Origin of the sequence: Rathayibacter sp. AY1B4 (genome assembly GCF_002932815.1) — a bacterium.
Taxonomy (GTDB): domain Bacteria; phylum Actinomycetota; class Actinomycetes; order Actinomycetales; family Microbacteriaceae; genus Rathayibacter.
In genome coordinates this window covers 194,944-215,241 of sequence record NZ_PSWN01000004.1, presented here as the reverse complement: position 1 = coordinate 215,241, position 20,298 = coordinate 194,944, and the positions used below count along the sequence as shown (strand labels likewise).

Below are 20,298 nucleotides of genomic sequence, written 5' to 3'. Positions count from 1 at the left end.
GGTCGACTCCGACGGGCAGTCCCGGAGCGACGCGACGAGGGGGACGGCGAACAGGAACGGGGAGGGACCGGGCGGCGGGCGCCCGGTCCCTCCCCGAGGCGGAGGCTAGGCCTCCTGGTCCTCACGGCGACGGCTGCGGGCGATCAGGAGCGAGCCGAGGCCGAGGGCGACAGCACCTCCCGAGAGCAGCAGCCAGGAGCCGGTCTCCACTCCGGTGGAGGGGAGGCCGCCGGGGCCGGTCGGTGCGGTGATCGGCGCGGCCGTGGCGGTCGGTCCGGCCGTCGGCACGACGGTGGGCTCCGGGGTCGACGTGGGCTCGGGGCTCGCGGTCGGCTCGGGCGTCACGGTCGGCACAGGAGTCGCCGTCGGCTCGGGGGTCGCGGTCGGCTCCGGTGAGCCGGTCGGCTCAGGAGTCGCCGTCGGCTCGGGAGTCGCGGTCGGCTCCGGTGAGCCGGTCGGCTCCGGCGTCGGCGTGGGCTCCGAAGTCCCCGGCAGCTCGACGGCGGCGCCCTCCGGCGCCACGGCGAGCAGCGCCCGGGCGACGTCGCTGAACGCTCCGACCGGGTGGTTGCGGAACACCGGCGAGGTGCCGAAGAGGAAGCCCTCGGTGCCCGACTCCGTCGAGAACGAGACGGCCGAGGCCTGCCCGGCCGCGTCGCTCCGGGACTGCCCGTCGGAGTCGACCCAGTGCCCGGCGACGAACGTGCCGTCCTCCGAGTAGCTCTGCTCGACCGCGACCGACTCGTCGAAGCCGGCGAACCACAGTGCCGGCGAGACGAACGCGGTGTCCTGCGGGTAGTCGCCGAGGACTCCGCCGCCGGGCGTCTCGACCGAGACGATGCCGTTGGAGCCGCTCGTGCCGGTCTGCGCAGTCAGCTCGGCCAGGCCGAAGTCGGACACGAAGGCCGCTCCTGCGCCGCCGCGGCCGACGACGTCGCCGCCCGCCGCGAGGAACTCCTCGACCACGGTGCGGCCCACGGCCTGCTCCGCGGTGAAGGAGAGGGCGCGTCCCACGTAGAGCACGTCGGCGCCCTCGAGGGTCGCGGTGCCCGCGGTGAGCGCGGCCGCGTCGACGGCGACCGCGTCGGCGAAGCCGAGCTTGGCCAGCGCGTCGCGGTCCTCGTTCGTGCCGGAGTAGGCGACGCGGAGGGCGTCGAGCGCCTTCCCGTCCTCGGCGCGCACGCGGTCGGCGGTGGTCGCCGTGAAGTCGACGCCGAAGACGGCGGCGGCTCCCTCGGCGGCCGCGAGCCCGGCGGCGTCTGCACGGAGGGCGATCGTGCCGTCCTCGAACTGCTCGAGGGCGACGCCGTCGGCCAGCAGCGCGTTGACGGCCTGGTACTGCAGGACGCCGCGCGGCTCGAAGGCGAGGTAGTCGGCGCCTGCCGGGACGGAGCCGACCGGAGCCACGGCGGTCACCGGCTCCAGGCCGACGGCCGGGAGGGCGTCGGTGGTGGAGCCGATCGCCTGCACGTCGGCGCCCCAGAGGAGCGAGAGGCTCCAGGCCGAGACGTCGTACATCTCGGGCACGCGGCTCGAGATGTCGCTGCCGTCGGCGAGGAGGACGTTGGCGAGGCCGCGGACCGACTGGTGCATGTCGACCAGGTAGGTGCCCGCGGGGTAGGAGACTCCTTCGACGCTCGTGGCGGCCGTGGTCCGCGACACCTCGACGCCGTGGGCGAGCAGCTGCGCGACGAGGGTCTCGGCGTCCGAGACGGAGCGCTGCGTGCCGTCGACGGGGATGACGTAGGCGCGCGGGTACTCGGTCGTGTAGACGTCGGTCTCGTCCCAGATCTCGGTCCACTCGGTCGGCACGCCCGCGGGCAGGTCGGCCGCGGAGACGTCGGCGGGGATCTCGACGGCGGGGGCGCCGGTGACGCCGCGCTCGAAGATGGCGACCTGGTTGCTCAGGAGCGCGTCGCGGTTGGCCTCGATGTAGTCGACGGAGGCGTCCATGACGATCCCGGCGACCTCGACGTCGATGTCCGCGTTGGCCTGGCCCTGGGCGATCTCCTCCGGAGTGCTGTTGGCCGTGCGGCCGAGCGGAAGCTCCACCGTGTTGGTGATCGCGCCCTGGAAGGCGACGTACTGCGGGGCGAAGATGGGGGGCCAGTCGTCCCAGCCCGCGCGGATGTCGCGGTAGGGGATGAGGATCTTCCCGGTGTTGTCCGTGGTGGCGCTGCCGTCCTCGGCGAGGTAGGTGTTGCCGGGCACGTCGGCCTCGACGACGCGGCGCTCGATCTCGAGCGCGGTCGCGTAGGCGTGCGGGAGGAAGAGGTCGTACTCGTAGTTCTCGCCGTGCGGCGGGCCGCAGGGCTCGACCTGGAGGATCCCGGTGTAGCCGTGGATGTCGATGAAGTACGTGGGCTGGAGCACGCTCGAGAGGTCGCGGATCACGGCCGCCTCGCTGGTGGCTCCGGTGATCATGTCGCGGTTCGGGTCGTAGCCCGCGGCGACGGCGCGCTGGCCGAGGGCGCGGCCGTCGGGGTTGTTGGTGACGGTGAAGTAGAGGCGGTTGCCCTCGAGCAGCGCCTCGGTCTCCGCGTCCTCGGCGGTGGCGACGCCCTCGATGTACTCGAGGATCGCGTCGCTGCCCTCCCACTCGTTGCCGTGGATGTTGCCGTTGAACCAGACCGGCACCTTGTAGCCGTCCATCAGCTCGGCGTCGGCGGCCGCGGCGGCGGGCTCGTACTTGAGCCGGTCGCGCCACTCGGCCTGCTGCGCCGTCTCGGCCTCGGTCTCGGGGGCGGTGACGGTGACCAGGTAGATGTCGCGGCCGAGGCCGGACTTCCCGACCACCTGGGTCGAGACCCGGTCGGAGCGGGCGGCGAGCGCGTTCAGCTGCGGCGCGATGGCGTCGTAGGGGGTGACTCCGCGCAGGAGCGAGGCGTCGGTCGGGTCGACGGGCACCTCGGTCAGCGGGCTCTGCTGCGGGTAGCTGGTCGGCACCGCGATCGGAGCGGACGGAGGACGCACGATGTCCACGCGGGTGTAGTCGGCGGGTGCTGTCGTCGTGGCGGTCGCCGGCGGGGCGACCAGGAGGCCGCCGGCGGCGAGCGCGAGCGCGGCGCATCCGGAGGCGAGGGCGGTTCGAGATCTCAAGCGGAGTTCTTCCCTTGTCGAGGCGTGACGGAACGGATCGGGCCCCCGTCGGCGTCTGGATCTCCGAATCGGATGTGAACCCTCTCAGGAAGATAGAGGCTCCATGTTTCCGTCACGTGTCGGCCGGGTCACCTCCGCGAGATGCCTCTTCGGTACGCCTGGCCCGGCGACTCGAGTACCCGAGTGGCATCCGGCGGAAGGAGGAGGGAGGGCCCGGTCAGAGGAAGAGGGAGAGGACGAGCGTGGCGCCGAGCGCGAGGACGGAGGCGAGGGAGACGCCGACGGTCACGGACTTGAGAGCGCCGCGGACCGACTGGCCGAGGAAGCTCTGCAGCAGCCAGAAGGTGTTCGAGGTGACGTGGATGCAGAACAGCGCGCCGGAACCCGCGGCGAGCGCGATCAGCAGAGGGTCGAGGCCGAGCGTGGCGGCGACGGGTGCGACGACTCCGGCCGCCGTGATCGCCGAGAGGGTGACCGAGCCGACCGCGATGTGCAGCACGGCCGCCATCACCCAGACGAGCAGCAGCGGCGCGGTCGCCGAGGTCGAGAAGTAGCCCTTCAGGATCTCGCCGAGGTCACCCTGCGCGATCACCGCGGCGAGCGCCCCGCCGACGCCGGTGAGCAGGAAGATCTGCCCACCGTCCTGGAAGCCCTTGGCGACCGCCTTCTCCATCCGCGCGGTTCCCACGGTGGACCGGCCGACCACTCCGGTGCCGATCACGGCGAGGAGGAGCGCGATGACGGGGTTCCCGATGAACTGCAGCACCGGCAGCTCGACCCCGGAGACGGTGAGCACCGCCTGCGCGGCGATGAGCAGGAGGGCGAGGAGCATGGGCGCGAAGAGGAACAGGAGCGGGCGCTCGCGGGCGGCGTGGGCGTCCTGCGCCTCGGCGGGACCCGCCGCGTCCTCGACGGACGAGCCGGACGAGCCGCCCGATGCCGCTCCGGCTCCGCTCGAGGACGCCCCGCCGCTCCCCCGCGCGCCGAACGACGGCAGCCGTCCGCCGTCCGCGGCCGACGCCGCCCCCACCGTCGCGAGCCCGGTCGTGTCGTCGCGCACGACCAGCTGCTCGTCGCGCGCCGGGTCCCAGAAGCCGAGGCGGAACGCGAGCGACATCAGCAGGATCGTGACCACGACCGTCGGCGCCACCACCGCGAACCCGCCGAGCATCATCACGCCCAGCGGCACTCCGAGCAGCCCCGCGAGCGCGACCGCGGCGAAGCCGGGCACCATCATCACGATGCCCGTCTCGAGCCCGACGGCGAAGGTCACGGCGACGATGCCGGTGCCCGCGCGCCCCAGCCGCGGCGCGATCCGGCGCGCGAGCGGGGCCGCGATCACGATCAGCGCGTCGACGAAGATCGTCTGCAGGTACGTGGCGAAGGACAGGCCCAGCGCGTAGGGGATCCCGCGGCGGCCGAAGACGCGCAGCAGGCCCTCGACGAGCCGGACGACGGCGCCCATCTCGTTGAGCATCGCGCCGATGAGCACGCCCCAGCCGATCAGGAGGCCAGCCTCCATCATCACCTCGCCGAAGCCGGTGGTCATCGTGGAGACGGTGTCGACGGGGCCGAGCCCGGTGAGCAGGCCGATCGCGGCGGCTCCCACGGCCAGCGCCAGCACCGGGTTGAACCGGAACCGCACGATCGCGACGACCACCACGACGATCACGAGGGCGACGACGCCCAGGGTGTACCACTCGGGCATGACGTCCTCCTCCGCCCGCGACTGCGCGTGCCGTCACACCCTAGGGGACCGCCGCGCACCCCCTCGCCCCCGCCGGGCACGGGGCCCTAGCGTGGACGCATGGCACTGACGCTCCCCGAGCCCCGACTCCCCTCCCTCCTCGACTCCCCCGTCCTGCGCTGGGGGGTGATCGCGCCCGGCTCGATCGCCGGCTCGTTCGTCGAGGCGCTCCAGAAGCACACCCGGCAGCGCGTGGTCTCGGTCGGCTCCCGCTCGCTCGAGCGCGCGGAGCGGTTCGCGAGCCGGTTCGGGATCGAGCGGGCCTCGGCCGGCTACGAGGCCGTGGTCGAGGATCCGGAGGTCGACGTGGTCTACATCGCCTCCCCGCACTCGGAGCACGCGCGCCAGGCGCTGCTCGCCATCGCCGCGGGCAAGCACATCCTGGTCGAGAAGCCGTTCGCGCCGACCCCGGGCGAGGCCGAGATGATCGTGCACGCCGCGCGCGACGCCGGAGTCTTCGCGATGGAGGCGATGTGGATGCGCTACCTGCCGCACATGGACGTCGTGCGGCAGCTGCTCGCCGACGGGGCGGTCGGCGCGCCGGCCGTCGTCTCGGCCGACTTCGGCGCCGCCTTCGACTTCGACCCCTCCAGCCGGATCTTCGACCCGGCGCTCGCGGGGGGCGGCCTGCTGGACGTCGGCGTCTACGCCTCCTCCTTCGTCTCGATGGTGGCCGGCACCCCGCAGAGCACCGTCGTCGCCGGCAGCATGACCTCGACCGGCGTCGACGCGACCGCGACGATCGTCGGCAGCCACGCGCACGGGGTGCAGTCGGTGGCCACCTCGACAGTGCTGGCCGACACCCGCCACGCGGCGAGCGTCGCGGGGCGGGCGGGGCGGATCGACGTGCACCCGTCGTTCTGGACGCCGGGCGGCGTGACGCTCACCCGCGGCTCCGAGAGCGGGTCGTGGATCGACGAGACGCCGCTCCAGGGCGGCGAGGGCCTCGCCTGGGAGGCGCTGCACGTCGCGCAGTACGTGACGGAGGGGCGCACCGAGTCGCCGCTGCACCCGCTCGACGAGGTGGTCGCCGTGGTGCGGACCCTCGACGACGCGCGCCGCCGACTGGGCGTCTCGGTCTAGGGCGGGCGGCGGGAGACCGCCGTCCCTGCCCTCAGCCCGCCGGCAGCTCGACGCGGAAGCTCGTCCGCCCCGGCTCGGACGCGACGAGGACGCGCCCGCCGTGGGCGTCGACGACCGCCGCCACGATCGCCAGCCCCAGCCCCGTCGATCCGGTCGTGCGCGCTCGGGAGGAGTCGCCGCGGGCGAAGCGCTCGAACAGCACCGGTACCAGCTCCGGCGCGATGCCCGGGCCGGAGTCGGTGACCGTGACGACCGCGATCGGCCGCCCCTCCGACACCTCCTCGGCGAGCGCCGCCACGACCCGGGTGCCGGGGGGCGTGTGCACGGTCGCGTTCCGCAGCAGATTGGCGACCACCTGGTGCAGCCGGAAGCCGTCGCCGCGGATCTCGATCGGCTCCTCGGGGAGCTCGAGGTCCCACTCGTGGTCGGGCCCCGCGGCGTGCGCGTCCGAGAGCGCCTCGATCACGAGCAGCGTCAGGTCGACGGGCTCCTTCTCGAGGTCGCGGCCCTCGTCGAGGCGGGCGAGCAGGAGGAGGTCCTCGACCAGCGAGGTCATCCGGGTGGCGGCGGACTCGATCCGATCGAGGGAGTAGGCCGCCGACTCCGGCAGCTCGGTCCCGCCGCGCCGGGGCAGCTCCGCGTAGCCGCGGATCGCCGCGAGGGGGGTCCGCAGCTCGTGCGAGGCGTCGGCGACGAACTGCCGCACCTTGTCCTCGCTCGCCTGCCGCGATTCCAGCGCACCGGTGACGTGGTCGAGCATGCGGTTGAAGGCGGCGCCGACCCGGCCGACCTCGGTGCGGGTGTCGGCGTCCTCCTCCGGGACCCGCTCGACCAGCTCGACGGCGCCGCGGTCCAGCGGCAGCTCGGCCACGCGGGTCGCCGTCGCCTCCACCCGCTCCAGGGGCCGCAGGGCCACGCGGATGATCGCGGTGGCGACGAGGGCGACCAGCAGCATCGCCAGCAGCACCACCACGACGACCACCCAGGTGAGGGAGGCGAGCGTCTCGGCGACCTCGCCCAGGGGGACGCCGACGACGACGACGGAGCCCTCGACCGCCGCCGCGCGCACGCGGTAGGTCCCGAGGCTCCCGGGCAGCTCGATGGTCGCCTCCTCGCCCCCCGCGGCGACGGCCGCCGCGAGCACCGAGTCGGCCGGGTCCGAGAACTGCCGGCAGACCCCGTCGGCGTCGACGTAGGCGCCGATGAAGGAGCCGTCCGAGCCCTGGACGGCGGTGATGGTGCTGAGGTTCTGGCTCGGGCCGCCGCCGAAGGATCCGCTCGGGCAGGTCGTGGCCTGCTCGATCGCGCTCGACCCGCCGAAGCGGCTCGGCCCGTCGAAGTCCTGGAGGCGCGTGACCGACTGGCTGAGCGACGCGTCCGTGCTGCCGTAGAGGATCGAGCGCGCGGAGAGCACGCTGACCGCTCCCACGACGCCCGCCGTCACCGCGACGAGCGCGACCACGGCGACGACCATCCGCCGCCGCAGAGTCCACGGCGCGCGCCGGCCCCGGCGGGAGCTGCGGAGGGCGGAGCGGGTCGCGAAGTCGCCGAGCGACGGGCGGCCGGTGCGGCTCACTGGTCGGCGGGCTTCAGGAGGTAGCCGGCGCCGCGCACGGTGTGGATCATCGGCGATCGGCCGGCGTCGATCTTCTTGCGCAGGTACGAGATGTAGATCTCGACCACGCTCGACTTGCCGCCGAAGTCGTACGACCAGACCCGGTCGAGGATCTGGGCCTTGCTGAGCACGCGGCGCGGATTGCGCATCAGGAAGCGCAGCAGCTCGAACTCGGTGGCGGTCAGCTCGATCTCGTCGCCGCCCCGGCGGACCTCGTGGCTGTCCTCGTTCAGCACCAGGTCACCCACGACGACCTCGGGGTCGTCCGCGTCGTTGGCGAGCAGGGTGCTGCGGCGGATGAGACCGCGCATCCGGGCGACCAGCTCCTCGAGGGAGAAGGGCTTGGTGACGTAGTCGTCCCCGCCTGCGGTGAGCCCGGCGATCCGGTCGTCGAGCGCGTCCTTCGCGGTGAGGAAGAGGACCGGGGTCTCGCTGCCGTCCGCGCGGACCCGCTGCAGGACCTGGAGGCCGTCGATGTCGGGGAGCATCACGTCGAGCACGATCACGTCCGGTCGGAACTCGCGGGTGATCGTGATCGCGGCGCGGCCCTCGGCGGCGGTGCGCACCTCCCAGCCCTCGTAGCGCAGCGCCATCTGGAGCAGATCGGTGAGGGTGCTCTCGTCGTCGACGACGAGGACGCGGATCGGCGTCCCGTCGGCCCGCTTGAGGCGGGTGCGCTGCGCGGGGGCGAGGTGCTTCGAGGGGGCCGGGGTGCTCATGACTCCAGTATCGGGAGTTCCCTATGGATCGGCTATGACCGGCCGATGCCGTCGCTGTGCGCTCCCGATGCGTCCTCCGCGGGATCGGCGTCGAGCTCCTCCGGAGCGATCGCCGCGGTGCGCGCATAGCCGCGGACCCGCCGGTCGATGAAGGTCGCCGCCCAGAGCAGGACGCCGATCACGAGCAGCACCCCCGCGATCCCGTACTGGGCCGTGTCGCGTCCCGAGGTGATCGGCAGCACCAGGTAGACGCAGGCGATCGTGCCCAGCACCGGCAGCACGGTGGGGGTCCGGAAGTGCCGGTGCTCGACCGGCTGCCGCCGCAGCACCAGCACGGAGACGTTGACGACGGCGAAGACCGCCAGCAGGAGGAGCGACGTGGTCCCGCCCAGCAGCACCGCGATGGGGTCGGAGGGGTCGCGCGACACGTAGGCGGTGAGGAGCAGGGCGATCACCGTCGTGAAGAGGATCGCCGCCCACGGCGTGCGCCGTCCGCGCAGCACGTTCTGCAGGAACGGCGGCAGCACGCCCTGGCGGCTCATCCCGTAGAGCAGGCGGCTGGCCATCATCATGTTGATCAGCGCGCTGTTGGCCACGGCGAAGAGCGAGATGAAGGGCAGGAGCGTCGAGATCGGGAAGTCGGGCGCCGCGGCCTCGACGACCGTGACGAGCGGAGTGTCGTTGCCGGCCAGCTCCCCCACGGGGACGATCGCGACGGCGAGCGTGGACACGAGCACGTAGACCACGGCGGTGATGCCGAGACCCGTGAGCATCACGCGCGGGAAGATGCGGCTGGGCTCCTTCGTCTCCTCCGCCATGTTCACCGAGTCCTCGAAGCCGACCATCGCGAAGAACGCCAGCGAGGTCGCGGTGCTCACCGCGAGCAGCAGCGACTTGTCCTCCGGCGCCTCGAACGCGACCACCCGCGAGAAGTCGGCCTGCCCGCCGAACACCGCGAAGAAGCAGACGAAGATCACCAGCAGCAGGCCCGAGAGCTCGATCAGGGTGAGCACCACGTTCAGCCCGACGCTCTCGGCGACGCCCCGCAGGTTCACCAGGGCGATGCAGACCATGAACACCAGCGCGATGCTCAGCCGCGTCCCCGCACCGTCCCCCAGGCCGAACCCGATCGCGAAGTTGCTCGCGAAGGCGCCCGAGGCGGCGGAGGCCGAGGTGATCCCGCTCGCCATCACGGTGAAGCAGACGAGGAACGTGACGAAGTGGATCCCGAACGCCTTGTGCGCGTAGAGCGCGGCGCCCGCCGCCTGCGGGTACTTCGTCACCAGCTCCAGGTAGGAGCAGGCGGTGAGCGTGGCGACGACGAACGCGATCACGAAGGGGAGCCACGCGGCCCCGCCCACCTCGGCCGCGACCTGCCCGGTGAGCGCGTAGATCCCGGTGCCGAGGATGTCGCCGACCACGAACAGCAGCAGCAGCTTGGGGCCGAGCACGCGCTTGAGCTCGGGCGGGGCGGACGTCTCTCTCGTGGCGGTCATCGTCGGCCCCTCCCGTTGCGGATGAGCGCGAGCCTACGACCGCGGGCACCGCCCCGGGAAGAGCGGGCGCCCGGGGAGCAGGAGTCGACGTCACCCACGACTCCGCCGTCGCGCCGTGGGCAGCGCAGCCTCCACCCCGCCAGCGGGAGGCTGCGCGAGGCCGGCTGACCGGATGCTGCCACGGCCGGAGCCTGCCCGGGCGTCCCGTGGGCCCCCGAACCTCCGCCCCGCGCGGAGCCGGGGGTCCGCCGCATGTCCGGATGCTGCCGTGCCCGGATGCTGATCTGGTGCCGCCGACGGCCCTCCGCGAGGCTCGGAGGACCACGACGAGAGGACGGACCATGACCGCCACTGCACCCGCCGCCACCCCGCACCTCGGCCCCGTCGCCGCCGGAGGCGCCCTCGCCTGGGCCGCGCTGGCCGCGCTGCTCCTGCTCGGGGAGCCGCACCCCGCGGCTGTCCTCGTGCTCGTGCTCGCGGCCGCCGCCGCGACCTCCCTGAGCGTCGTCGCCGTCGCCCGCCGGCAGCCCCCCGCCCGCCGCACCGGCGTCGTGATCGGTCTCCTCGCCCCCCTCCTCGCGAACGCCGGTCTCACTCCGCTCGCCGCGCTGGTCGGCCCGGCCGTGTTCGGAGCGGTGGCGCTGGTCCTCGCCGGTGAGCTCGCCGTCGTCGCGGTTCTCGCGCGGCGGCGCTGAGTGCGCGCCTCCTACACTCGGGAGGGTCGGGAGAACGGGGGGCCGCCGGTGCTGAGCGAGAACGCGATCGCGCTGTACCTGCACGCGTCCGTGCGCGGAGACTGGTCGCTCGAGAGCGCGTCGGACGAGCTCGGCGTCACCGTCGACGGCCTCCGCGAGGCGCGCGACGAGCTGATCGGGCTCCGGCTGCTCGCTCCGCTGCACGCGGGGGCGGAGTCGCTCGCCACGGCCGCACCGGACATCGCCCTGGCCGAGCTGATCGCCGACGACGAGCGGCGCCTCCTCGAGCTGCAGACCGGGATCACCCGCCGCCGCAGCGAGCTGATGGCCCTCGTCCCCGCCTACCGGAGCGCCCGCAGCGCCCTCGCCGCCGCGGAGCAGGTGGAGGTGATCGAGGACCCGGCGACCGTCCTCCGGCTGCTCCTCGACCTGCAGCGCGGAGCCTCGGAGGAGGTGCTGATCGCCGCTCCCGGCACCAGCAGCGTGGAGCGGCACGAGGCGAGCGACGCCGTCGACCGCGAGCTGCTCGGGCGCGGCATCGCGAGGCGGACGCTGTACCACGACCGCCGCCGCGACAACGCGGCCCTCCGGCGCTCGGTCGCGGAGCTCGAGCCGCTGGGCGCGCGGTTCCGGACCCTCCCGACGCTGCCCTTCCGGCTGGTGGTCTTCGACCGCTCTCTCGCGATCGTCGCCCGCTCCCGCGACGAGGACGACCGCGCCGCCCTGGTCGTCCGCTCCCCCGAGCTCGCGGCGACCCTGGCGCGCGTGTTCGACGCGGCGTGGGAGTTCGCAGCGCCCCTGCACGCGGCAGGTGCCGAGGAGGAGCCCTCCCTCTCCGCGGTGCAGCGGTCGATCCTGCAGGGCCTCGCCGCCGGGCTCACCGACGAGGCGCTCGCGGCACGGCTGGACCTCAGCGTGCGCACCTGCCGTCGGCACATCGCCGGTCTCTTCGAGCTGCTCGGCGCCGAGAGCCGCTTCCAGGCGGGCGTGCTCGCGTCTCGGCGGGGCTGGCTGCCGGTCCGGCCGCGCTGACTCAGGCCGTCGGCGAGCTCAGTGCCGCTGTGCCCTGCGCCGTCCGTCGAGGGCCCGCTCAGCCCGCGTGCGCTCCGAGGAACGCGAGCGCCCGCGGCCAGGCGTCGGTCGCCGCCTCGGCCTGGTAGGTCTGCTCGTTCGCGTCGTTGAAGAAGGCGTGGCCCGCTCCCGGGTAGACGACGACCTCGACGTCCTTGCCCTCGGTCGCCTCGCGGATGCGCGGCACCTGCTCGACGAGGGGAGCGTCCTGATCGCCCAGGAACGCCAGCACCGGCACCTGCAGCGTGCCGAGCTCCTCGGCGGACGCGGTGACGTGCCCGTAGAACGGCACGGCCGCCGCCAGCCGCGGCTCGGCCAGCGCGAGCGCCCACGAGAAGGTGCCGCCGTAGCAGAACCCGGTGACGGAGACGCTGGTCGCGCCCTCCTGGCGCAGGAGCCGCTCGACGAGGGCGCGGAGGATCGCGACGGTGCGCGTCGCGTGCTCCGGAGTGAAGACGGGGGCGAAGAAGGTGCGCAGCTCGACCTGGCGCGGCAGGCGCCGCACCGGGTGGTCGTAGTCGGCGCGCTGCTCCTCGTCGAGCTGCTCGAGCAGGCCGCTGTCGGCCAGGAGCTCGGGGGCGACGACGCTGTAGCCCTCGGCCGCGTAGCGGTCGGCGACCGAGCGGATGTGCCCGTCGACCCCCCAGACCTCGTGGATCAGGATCAGCGCGCGGCCGCCCTCACCGCTGCGGTACACCGGTACGTCGTGCTCGGCCAGGGTCCAGGTCTCATCGCTCGTGGGCATGCTCGAACCCTAGCCCCGGACCCCGGGAGCACGCGTCGTCAGAAGTCGTACTCGCAGTTGCGGAGGTTCGCCACGTCCTCGGTGAGCGTCGGCTCCCCGCCGAGCAGGAACGCGTAGTTCTTCGAGTTGGAGGCCAGGAAGCGCAGCGTCGAGTCGTGCACGCAGTCGCGCTCGGTCAGCAGCACGGACGAGCCCAGGGCCGCCGCCGTCGTCGCTCCCGAGAGGGCGTCGGCGAAGGAGGACCCCGCGGCGAGGAAGACGCTGTCCTGCAGCAGCGACTGGGGGTAGGCGCTGTTCAGCTCGACGCTGGTCTCGTAGCGGTCGCGGCCGGCGATCCTCGAGACCGAGGGGGCGAGGCCGCGACGCGCGAAGTCCGCCACGTACGCGTCCCGGATCGAGGGGTCGCCGCCGAGGAACTCCACGTGCTCCGGCGCCAGGTCGCGCACTGCGGTCTCGGTCGCGGAGTCGGCGCCCGAGGTCGCACCGTCGACCAGCAGCACGGGCTGCGCACGCCAGCCGGCGATCGGCGCGGCCGACAGGGCGTCGGGGAAGTTCGTGCCGGTCGCGACGAACATGTTCGAGTAGGGACCGGCGCCGAAGGCGTCCGCGACGATCCGGCGGGAGGTGTCGTAGCGGTCCGTCCCGCCGATGCGCTCGGTGCCGCCGACGATCGAGCGGATCGCGGACAGGACCCCGGGGCTCACGCTCAGCTCGCTGCCGACGACCACGACCCGCTCCGGGCGGAGGCGGCGGATCTCGTCGGAGACGACCCGAGGCAGGCGATCGGGATCGGTGAGCAGGAGCGCGCCTCCGAGTGCGGCGGCGGCCGGGCCGGCGCTCAGCGCATCCGGCCAGTTCGCCCCGCTGGCCACGTAGAGCACCGGGATGCCCGGGGAGAAGTAGCCCGTCGCCTCCACCGAGGTCGCGTAGCGGTCCGATCCGGCGAGGCGGCCGGTGTACTGCTGGTAGTCGCTGCTCAGCGAGAGGTCGATCCCGGCGGCCGATCCGCCCACCGGGACGCGCACGTCGCCCGCGTCGCCCGAGCGGAGGACGTGGTCCCAGTAGCTGTCGTCGATCACGTCGTCGCGGCTCGACGCCCGGACGAGGTAGTCGCCGGGGACGACCTGCTGGAACGAGTACGGGTTGTCGCCGCCCGTGATCAGGTCGAGCTCGCCGGTGCGGAAGTAGCCGTCGGTTCCCGGGTCGCGGTACCAGATGTCGACGCGCTGGTCGCCCGCGACGCCGCTCAGGCGTCCCTCGAGCGAGCCCAGCCGTGCGGTGCGCAGCTGCACGCCGGCCGCAGGGGCCTGGAGCGGCTCGGCGCTGCGGGCGACGGCGCTGCCGCCGGACCAGAGGTCGGCGTACAGGTCGGCGTTGTCCTTGATCAGCAGGTAGTAGGTCTGCCCGGCGGTGAGCCCGTCGATGCTGAAGGTGAGGTCGCCGGCGACGGAGTGGTTCCCGAGGAGCCCCGCCTCGCTCGACCAGACCTCGACGTTCAGGAGGGCGCCGCGGGGAGTGGTGGTCGCGATCGAGCCGTCGGCCTCCTCGACCACGACACGGCCGCTGATCGACGCCGCAGCGCTCGCACGGGCGGCGCTCGGCGCCTCGTCCGGCACGGCGGGCAGGGGGGACTCGGCGCTGGGCTGCCAGAGCGGCTGCCCCTCGGGGAGCACGATCGAGCGGGGCGCGTCGGAGGCGGCGACGGGGGCGGCCGACGGCGCGGCCGCCGATGCGGAGGCGAGCGGGCTGGAGGTGATCGCCAGGGCGGCGACGAGGACCGCGGAGGCGGCGGACCTCAGAACGAGCGGGGACACGGCGGAGTGCCTGCTTCCAGGAGGAGGTCGCCCTGCGGCCGACCCGGCGGAGGGGATCGCGCTCATGCTAGCGGCGGCCCGCGCCCCGTCGTCCTCCCCGATCAGGGGTCAGGAGACGGGCGGCGCGACGAGGATGTCGTCCCACTCCAGAGCGCGCTCGAACCGGAAGCCGTGCCGCTCGTAGAGGCGGCGGGCGTCGCTGCGCTTCAGCACGTCGAGGCGGAAGGGCAGACCCGGCCTCGCCTCCTCCGCCATCACCCGGCGCAGGACGGCGCCGCCGACTCCGCGTCCCTGCGCGTGCGGCGCCAGGTAGAAGTGCTCGATCCAGACCGCGTCCGGCTCGACCCGCGCGGCGATGCTCCCGGCGAAGGCGCCGTCGAGCTCGATCACCCGGGTGAGCTCGGGCCGGTAGCCGTCGAGGAAGCGGTGCCGCACGCGGTGCTCGTCGTAGCGGTCGAGCGTCTCGAGCGACGGGCGCATGACGACCGCGCGCAGCTCGGCGATCGCCGCGGCGTCCTCCGAGGTCGCGGGGCGGAGCGACCAGCCGACGTCATCGACCACGGTCAGCGGCCGCGGGGCTTGCGGGTGCGCCGCACCGCCGGCGCGGACGCCTTGGCGCGGGCCGGCTTCTTCTTGCCGCCGCCGGCCCTCTCCGCCTTCTCGCGCGCCTCCCGTGCCTTCGCCTTGGCGGCCTTCGCCCGCGACTCGACCTTCGGCGTCGCGGCGGTGCCGCGCGTGGTGTTCGCGCTGCGGCCTCGGACGACTCCGATGAAGTCCTCGACGTCGTCGCCCTTGTCGTCCGTCACCCAGGCGAGGCGGACGGAGGAGGGGGGGACGCCGGTCACCGGCACAGCGATCACGTCCTTGCGGCTGTGCACGCGCGCCACCGACTGCGGCACGATCAGAACGCCCACGCCGGCCGCGACCTGCTCGACCGCGTCGTCGAGGCCGGCCATGCGCGGCAGCGGGCGCCGCGAGCCGTCCGCGATCTCCTCGGCGACCGCGGCCCACTCGGGCACGTCCTCCGGGTCCTGGAGGAGGTGCTCGCCGGCCAGCTCGGCGACGTCGAGCTCCTCCGCGGCGGCCAGGACGTGCTCGCGGCCGACGACGGCGACGGGCTGCTCGTCGTAGAGGTGGATGGAGCTGAGGGCGGAGGAGGAGACGTCGCCGCGGACGAACGACAGCTGCGCGCGGCCGTCGAGCAGCGCCTGCTCCTGATCGCGCTCGGCGACGACGGTGATGCGCAGCGGGAGATCGGAGCGGCGCTGGCCCCAGACGCGGGTCCACTTGGTGGGGGTGACGCCGGGCACGAGGGCGACGGCGAGCACGGGGCCGGCGGGGACGGCGTCCCCGGCGTCGGCGTCGTCGGAGTCGCTGTCCTCGGAGTCGAGATCGTCGGAGTCGAGGTCGTCGGAGTCGCCGTCGGCGTCGTCCGACTCGGTTCCGGCTCCGGCGCCGACCGCACCCGATCCGGCCGACGCGTCGTCCGCCGCCGCGTCCGCCCCGCCCTCCGGACGCTCCTCCGCCTCGGGAGCGGCCTGCGGGTCGACGGTCTCGGGCTGCTCGCTCATCCCCTCAGGGTAGGTGGTCCGCGCCGCGCCGGTAGGGTTGCCGCATGGCCAAGGCGACACAGACGATGAAGGCTGCGACCGCGGCGAAGAAGCTGCAGGTCTACCTGCCCGCGACCCCGGAGGAGTTCCAGGAGTCGGCGATCACGCGCGAGCAGTACGACGAGCTCGCCGCGAACCCGCCCGCCTGGCTCGTGCAGCTGCGAGAGGAGGGGCCGCACCCCCGCTCCGTCATCGCCTCCCGGCTGAACGTCTCCATCTCGGGGCTCGCCCGCGGCGGCGTCACCGAGGCGCTGACCACTCCCGAGATCCAGGCCCTGCTCGACGAGGTCCCCGAGTGGCTGCGCGTCGAGCAGAACCGCTACGCGGAGGTCCGCCGCGAGCAGGCCCGCATCAAGTCCGAGCGCGCCGCCAAGGCCGCCGACTGACCCCACCCCCGCCTCCGGGACCCCGATCCGGCGCGCGCGACGTGCGCTGCGGGCCGGAGCGGGATCCCGCCGAGGAGAGCCGCGCGGCTACTGGTTCGAGAACGCGGCGTCGAACGACGCGGTCGGGGTCCTCCAGAGCAGCGAGCGGATGAAGCCGACGGCCTCCTTCGCGCCGTGGAGGCGGTCCATCCCGGCGTCCTCCCACTCGATGGAGATCGGGCCGGAGTAGCCGATCGACTCCAGCGCGCGGAACGCGTCCTCCCACGGGACGTCGCCGTGCCCCGTCGAGACGAAGTCCCAGCCGCGGCGCGGGTCGCCCCACGGCAGGTGCGAGCCGAGCACGCCGGCGCGGCCGTTCTTCGGGCGCAGGCGGGTGTCCTTGCAGTCGACGTGGTGGATCCGGTCCTTGAAGTCGACGATGAAGCCGACCGGGTCGATGTCCTGCCACATCATGTGCGACGGGTCCCAGTTGAAGCCGAAGGCCGGGCGGTGCCCGATCGCCTCGAGGGTGCGCACGCTCGACCAGTAGTCGTAGGCGATCTCGGACGGGTGCACCTCGTGCGCGTAGACCACGCCGTTCGCGTCGAACTCGTCGAGGATCGGGTTCCAGCGGGTCGCGAAGTCCTCGTACCCCTCGTCGATGACGGAGGCCGGCACCGGCGGGAACTGCGCCACGTAAGGCCAGATCTTCGAGCCGGTGAAGCCGACGACCACGTCCACGCCGAGCTTGCGGGCGACCCGCGCCGAGCGCTTCATGTCCTCGGCGGCGCGCTGCCGCACCCCCTCCGCGTCGCCGTCGCCCCAGGTGTAGTCGCGCACGAGTGCCTTGTGGCGGAAGTCGATCGGGTCGTCGCAGACGGCCTGGCCGGTGAGGTGGTTCGAGATGGCGAAGACCTCGAGGCCGTAGCGGTCGAGGATCTCCAGGCGCGAGGCGGCGTAGGCGTCGTCCTCGTCCGCGCGCTTGAGGTCGAGGTGGTCGCCCGAGGCCGCGATCTCGAGTCCGTCGTAGCCCCACTCGGCGGCGAGTCGGGCGACCTCCTCGAAGGGCAGATCGGCCCACTGCCCGGTGAACAGCGTCACGGGGTGGGTGGCGGGGTAGGTCTTCTCGTCGCTCATGCGGCGATCTCCGTCCGGTCGTCGGCGGCGGGCACGGTCACCCAGGCGCCTGTCTCGGCCGCGTCGAGCACGGCCTCGGTGATGCGCGCCGCGCGGAGGCCGTCGGCGAAGGTCGGCAGACCCTCCACGTCGGCGCCCGCCACGGCGGCGTAGGTGTCGCGGGCGAACGCCGTGAAGGCGTCCTGATAGCCCATCGGATGACCGCTCGGCACGATCGAGAGCCGGGCCGCATCGGGCGCGAGGATCGAGGCGTCGCGCGGCACCAGCAGGGCGCTGTCGCGCCGGCCGACCCACAGCGTCTCGGGGAGCTCCTGCTCGAAGCGCAGCGACTCCTCCAGCCCGGACACCTCGAGCACCAGCTCGTTGCGGTGGCCCGCGGTGACCTGCGAGACGAGGAGCGTGCCGACGGCGCCGCCCTCGAGCCGGACGATCAGGCCGGCCACGTCCTCGGTGCTCACCGGGCGGCCGCCGCGCTCGGCGTGGACGGTGCTCGTGATCGCGGCGAGCGAGTCGATCCGGTCGCCGGTGACGAACTCCAGCAGGTCGACCAGGTGCGAGCCGATGTCGCCGAAGGCGCGCGAGCGGCCGCCGGCGGCCGGGTCGACGCGCCAGTTGTCGTCGGAAGCGCCCAGCAGCCAGTCCTGGAGGTAGCTCCCGCGGACGGTGACCAGGCGGCCGGTCTCGCCGGAGGCGACGCGGGCACGGGCCTCGCGCACCATCGGGTGGAAGCGGTAGGCGAACGGGACGGTCGCCACCACGCCGGCGGAGGACGCGGCCGCAGCGAGCGACTCCGCCTCCCGCAGCGTCGCGGCGAGCGGCTTCTCGCAGACCACGTGCTTGCCCGCCTCGATCGCCGCGAGCGCGAGTGCGGCGTGCGTGGCGTTCGGGGTGCAGACGTGCACGAGGTCGATGCTCTCGTCCTCGATCAGGGCCCGGGCGTCCGGGTAGGCGCGCTCGACGCCGAGCTCGGCCGCCGCCCGCTCGCCCTTCTCCGGGGTGGAGGAGGCGACTCCGGCGAGCACCGCTCCGGCGCTGCGGGCCGCGCGGCTGTGCACGGCCGCCATGAAGCCGCCGCCGAGCACGCCGACGCGCAGGGGCGCGGGCATCAGGAGAGGGTCGCTTCGGTCGGGTCCCAGCTCTCGGGCAGTGCGGGGCGGGGCGTCACGGAGCTGGTGACGAGGACCTTCTCGCCGGTCTCGGCGGCCTCGAGCAGCGAGAGCATCACGTCGGTGACGTGGTACGCGAGGTCTCCGGAGGCGGCCTCGGGGCGGTCGGCCCGGATCGCGCGGGCGAGCTCGAGCACGCCGGTGCCGCGGGAGGCGGTCGAGCCGGTCGCCGCGATGACCTCCGGCTCGGCGGACCCGCGGCGGTGCAGGGTGATCTCCCCGTCGTGCTGGTTCGGGTCGGGGAGGACGAGGGTGCCCTCGGAGCCGTTGATCTCGACGAAGCCGGTGCGCGGCAGGCTCGACTCGAAGCTCCACACGCCCTGGGCCGAGGCCCCGGACTCGAAGCGGAGCAGCCCGCCGATGTGCGTCGGGATGGTCACCGGGAACTCGGTGCCCTCCTTCGGGCCGGAGCCCACCACGCGGGTGGCGCGGGCCTGGGACGAGACGGCGGTGACGCTCTCGACGGGGCCGAGGTTCTGCACGAGCGTGGTGATGTAGTACGGGCCCATGTCCAGCAGCGGTCCGCCGCCCTCGGCGAAGAAGAACTCCGGGTTCGGGTGCCACGACTCGGGGCCGGGGCCCTGGAAGAGGGTGAGGGCCGAGAGCGGCGTGCCGATGGCTCCGCTCTCGATCACGCGCTGCGCCGTCTGGAGGCCCGCGCCCAGGAAGGTGTCGGGAGCGGTCGCGACGCGCAGCCCCTTGTCCTTCGCCAGCGCGAGCAGCTCGATCCCGCTGTCGCGGTCGAGCGAGAAGGGCTTCTCGGTCCACACGTGCTTGCCCGCCTCGACCGCGCGGCGCGCGACCTCGACGTGCGCGGCCGGGATCGTGAGGTTCACGACGATCTCGACGCCCTCGTGCGCGAGGAGCTCCTCGACGGTGCCGGAGGCGGGGACGCCGAAGGCCTCGGCCTGGGTCCTCGCCCGCTCGAGGTCGATGTCGGCGACGAAGAGCACCTCGAGGTCGGGGAAGACGGTGAGGTTGGTCAGGTACTGGGTGCTGATGTTGCCGGCGCCGATGACGCCGACGCCCACGCGGCCGGTGCCGCTCATGCGCCGAGCCCCGAGACGTAGCGGTGGGCCGACTCCAGGCCCTCGAAGATGTCGCCGGCGTAGGCGTCGAACTCCAGCACGGGCAGGGCCTGCGGAGCGGCGGCGAGGATCGCCGGGACGTCCATCGCGCCCTCGCCCGCGGGCAGCTGCTCCTGGGTGTCGGTCGAGATCGGGCCGTCCTTCACGTGCAGGAAGCGCACCTGGTCGCCGAGGCGTCCGAGCACCTCGACCGGGTCGTCGCCGCCGACGGCCGCCCAGTAGGTGTCGAGCTCGAGGACCATGCGCGGGTCGAGCAGGCCCGCGAGGTGCTCGAAGGCGCTGCGGCCGTCGACGCGGTTCTCGAACTCGAAGGCGTGGTTGTGGTAGCCGAGCACCAGGCCGCGGGCGGCGGCGGAGTCGACCAGCGCGTTCAGCTCGTCGGCGATGCGGGCGACGTCGTCCGCGGTGGTCCAGCGGGTCGGGTCGACGAAGGGGTCGATCACGGTCTCGACGCCGAGCGAGGCGGCCGTGTCGAGGATCTCGTCGACGGTGGCGTCGCCCTGCGGGCCGAGGAGGCGCGCGTGGGCGCTGGGAGCGCGCAGTCCGCTGGCCGGGAGCGCCGCGCGGTAGGCGTCGGCCAGGTCGACGAACCCGAAGAGCTCGACCGTGGTGAAGCCGATCGCCGCGAGGCGGTCGAGGGTGGCGGGAAGATCGGCCGCGAGCGGCTCGCGCACCGAGTACAGCTGGACAGAGAGGTCTGGGGGTGTGGCCACCGGTGGGGCTCCTGATCGCATCGGAAGGTGTGCCTCGAACCCTACGCGGACTTTTGCTCACGGACAAGCAAAACTAGCCCTGCGCGCCCGCCAAGTCGGGCGCCCGCCGCACAGAAGCACGGGCGCTGTGGTTGA

Annotated in this window: 17 protein-coding genes; 4 read left to right on the top strand and 13 right to left on the bottom strand. The window is 73.7% G+C overall.

Annotated elements, in window-relative coordinates; all coding sequences use genetic code 11:
• Positions 1–105: 105 nt before the first annotated feature.
• Positions 106–3,099: a M14 family zinc carboxypeptidase gene (locus C5D66_RS04345; RefSeq protein WP_104254822.1), complete on the bottom strand. Its 2,994-nt coding sequence runs from the start codon at positions 3,097–3,099 to the stop codon at positions 106–108.
• Between the two features lie 217 nt (positions 3,100–3,316).
• Positions 3,317–4,807 carry a GntP family permease gene (locus C5D66_RS04340; protein ID WP_104254823.1) on the bottom strand — a complete coding sequence of 497 codons (1,491 nt, stop codon included), beginning with the start codon at positions 4,805–4,807 and terminating at the stop codon, positions 3,317–3,319.
• Between the two features lie 99 nt (positions 4,808–4,906).
• On the opposite strand from C5D66_RS04340, the gene C5D66_RS04335 reads away from it, so the two are divergent.
• Positions 4,907–5,929, top strand: a complete 1,023-nt coding sequence (locus tag C5D66_RS04335; protein ID WP_104223651.1) for a Gfo/Idh/MocA family protein — start codon at positions 4,907–4,909, stop codon at positions 5,927–5,929.
• A gap of 31 nt (positions 5,930–5,960) precedes the next feature.
• On the opposite strand, the gene C5D66_RS04330 is transcribed toward C5D66_RS04335, so the two are convergent.
• The 3 genes from C5D66_RS04330 to C5D66_RS04320 are packed head-to-tail and all read right to left on the bottom strand — an operon-like array spanning position 5,961 to position 9,759.
• Positions 5,961–7,505, bottom strand: a complete 1,545-nt coding sequence (locus C5D66_RS04330; RefSeq protein WP_219812137.1) for a cell wall metabolism sensor histidine kinase WalK — start codon at positions 7,503–7,505, stop codon at positions 5,961–5,963.
• On the bottom strand, positions 7,502–8,263 hold the full coding sequence (locus C5D66_RS04325; protein WP_104223650.1) for a response regulator transcription factor: 762 nt from the start codon (positions 8,261–8,263) through the stop codon (positions 7,502–7,504). The genes C5D66_RS04330 and C5D66_RS04325 overlap by 4 nt, the downstream gene beginning before the upstream one ends.
• Positions 8,264–8,295: 32 nt before the next feature.
• Positions 8,296–9,759 (bottom strand): APC family permease, encoded by a 1,464-nt coding sequence (locus C5D66_RS04320; protein ID WP_104247764.1) that lies wholly within the window; start codon positions 9,757–9,759, stop codon positions 8,296–8,298.
• Positions 9,760–10,100: 341 nt separating this feature from the next.
• On the opposite strand from C5D66_RS04320, the gene C5D66_RS04315 reads away from it, so the two are divergent.
• Together C5D66_RS04315 and C5D66_RS04310 are read left to right on the top strand one after the other, a co-directional pair.
• Positions 10,101–10,454 (top strand): hypothetical protein, encoded by a 354-nt coding sequence (locus tag C5D66_RS04315; protein ID WP_104247765.1) that lies wholly within the window; start codon positions 10,101–10,103, stop codon positions 10,452–10,454.
• Positions 10,455–10,502: 48 nt separating this feature from the next.
• Positions 10,503–11,486, top strand: coding sequence for a LuxR C-terminal-related transcriptional regulator (locus tag C5D66_RS04310; protein WP_104254824.1), 984 nt, complete (start codon positions 10,503–10,505; stop codon positions 11,484–11,486).
• A 58-nt stretch (positions 11,487–11,544) separates the two neighbouring features.
• On the opposite strand, the gene C5D66_RS04305 is transcribed toward C5D66_RS04310, so the two are convergent.
• The 4 genes from C5D66_RS04305 to C5D66_RS04290 all read right to left on the bottom strand — a co-directional run bounded on the left by C5D66_RS04305 (position 11,545) and on the right by C5D66_RS04290 (position 15,655).
• Positions 11,545–12,270, bottom strand: coding sequence for a dienelactone hydrolase family protein (locus C5D66_RS04305; protein WP_104254825.1), 726 nt, complete (start codon positions 12,268–12,270; stop codon positions 11,545–11,547).
• A gap of 38 nt (positions 12,271–12,308) precedes the next feature.
• A complete protein-coding gene (locus tag C5D66_RS04300; RefSeq protein WP_104254826.1) occupies positions 12,309–14,084 on the bottom strand; it encodes a cell wall-binding repeat-containing protein in 1,776 nt (591 codons plus the stop codon).
• Positions 14,085–14,192: 108 nt separating this feature from the next.
• Positions 14,193–14,645, bottom strand: a complete 453-nt coding sequence (locus C5D66_RS04295) for a GNAT family N-acetyltransferase (RefSeq protein ID WP_258062268.1) — start codon at positions 14,643–14,645, stop codon at positions 14,193–14,195.
• A gap of 2 nt (positions 14,646–14,647) precedes the next feature.
• On the bottom strand, positions 14,648–15,655 hold the full coding sequence (locus tag C5D66_RS04290; protein WP_104274441.1) for a LysR substrate-binding domain-containing protein: 1,008 nt from the start codon (positions 15,653–15,655) through the stop codon (positions 14,648–14,650).
• Between the two features lie 44 nt (positions 15,656–15,699).
• Here C5D66_RS04290 and C5D66_RS04285 point away from each other — a divergent pair, with 44 nt between their 5' ends.
• Positions 15,700–16,080: a DUF5997 family protein gene (locus C5D66_RS04285; RefSeq protein WP_104223641.1), complete on the top strand. Its 381-nt coding sequence runs from the start codon at positions 15,700–15,702 to the stop codon at positions 16,078–16,080.
• Positions 16,081–16,167: 87 nt separating this feature from the next.
• On the opposite strand, the gene C5D66_RS04280 is transcribed toward C5D66_RS04285, so the two are convergent.
• The 4 genes from C5D66_RS04280 to C5D66_RS04265 are packed head-to-tail and all read right to left on the bottom strand — an operon-like array spanning position 16,168 to position 20,163.
• Entirely contained in the window at positions 16,168–17,196 is a 1,029-nt protein-coding gene (locus tag C5D66_RS04280) for a sugar phosphate isomerase/epimerase (protein ID WP_181067905.1), read from the bottom strand.
• On the bottom strand, positions 17,193–18,302 hold the full coding sequence (locus C5D66_RS04275; RefSeq protein ID WP_104223640.1) for a Gfo/Idh/MocA family protein: 1,110 nt from the start codon (positions 18,300–18,302) through the stop codon (positions 17,193–17,195). Before C5D66_RS04275 ends, C5D66_RS04280 begins: the two co-directional genes overlap by 4 nt.
• Positions 18,302–19,411 carry a Gfo/Idh/MocA family protein gene (locus C5D66_RS04270; protein WP_104274300.1) on the bottom strand — a complete coding sequence of 370 codons (1,110 nt, stop codon included), beginning with the start codon at positions 19,409–19,411 and terminating at the stop codon, positions 18,302–18,304. The genes C5D66_RS04275 and C5D66_RS04270 overlap by 1 nt, the downstream gene beginning before the upstream one ends.
• Positions 19,408–20,163, bottom strand: a complete 756-nt coding sequence (locus C5D66_RS04265; RefSeq protein ID WP_258061254.1) for a sugar phosphate isomerase/epimerase — start codon at positions 20,161–20,163, stop codon at positions 19,408–19,410. Before C5D66_RS04265 ends, C5D66_RS04270 begins: the two co-directional genes overlap by 4 nt.
• Between the last annotated feature and the right edge of the window lie 135 nt (positions 20,164–20,298).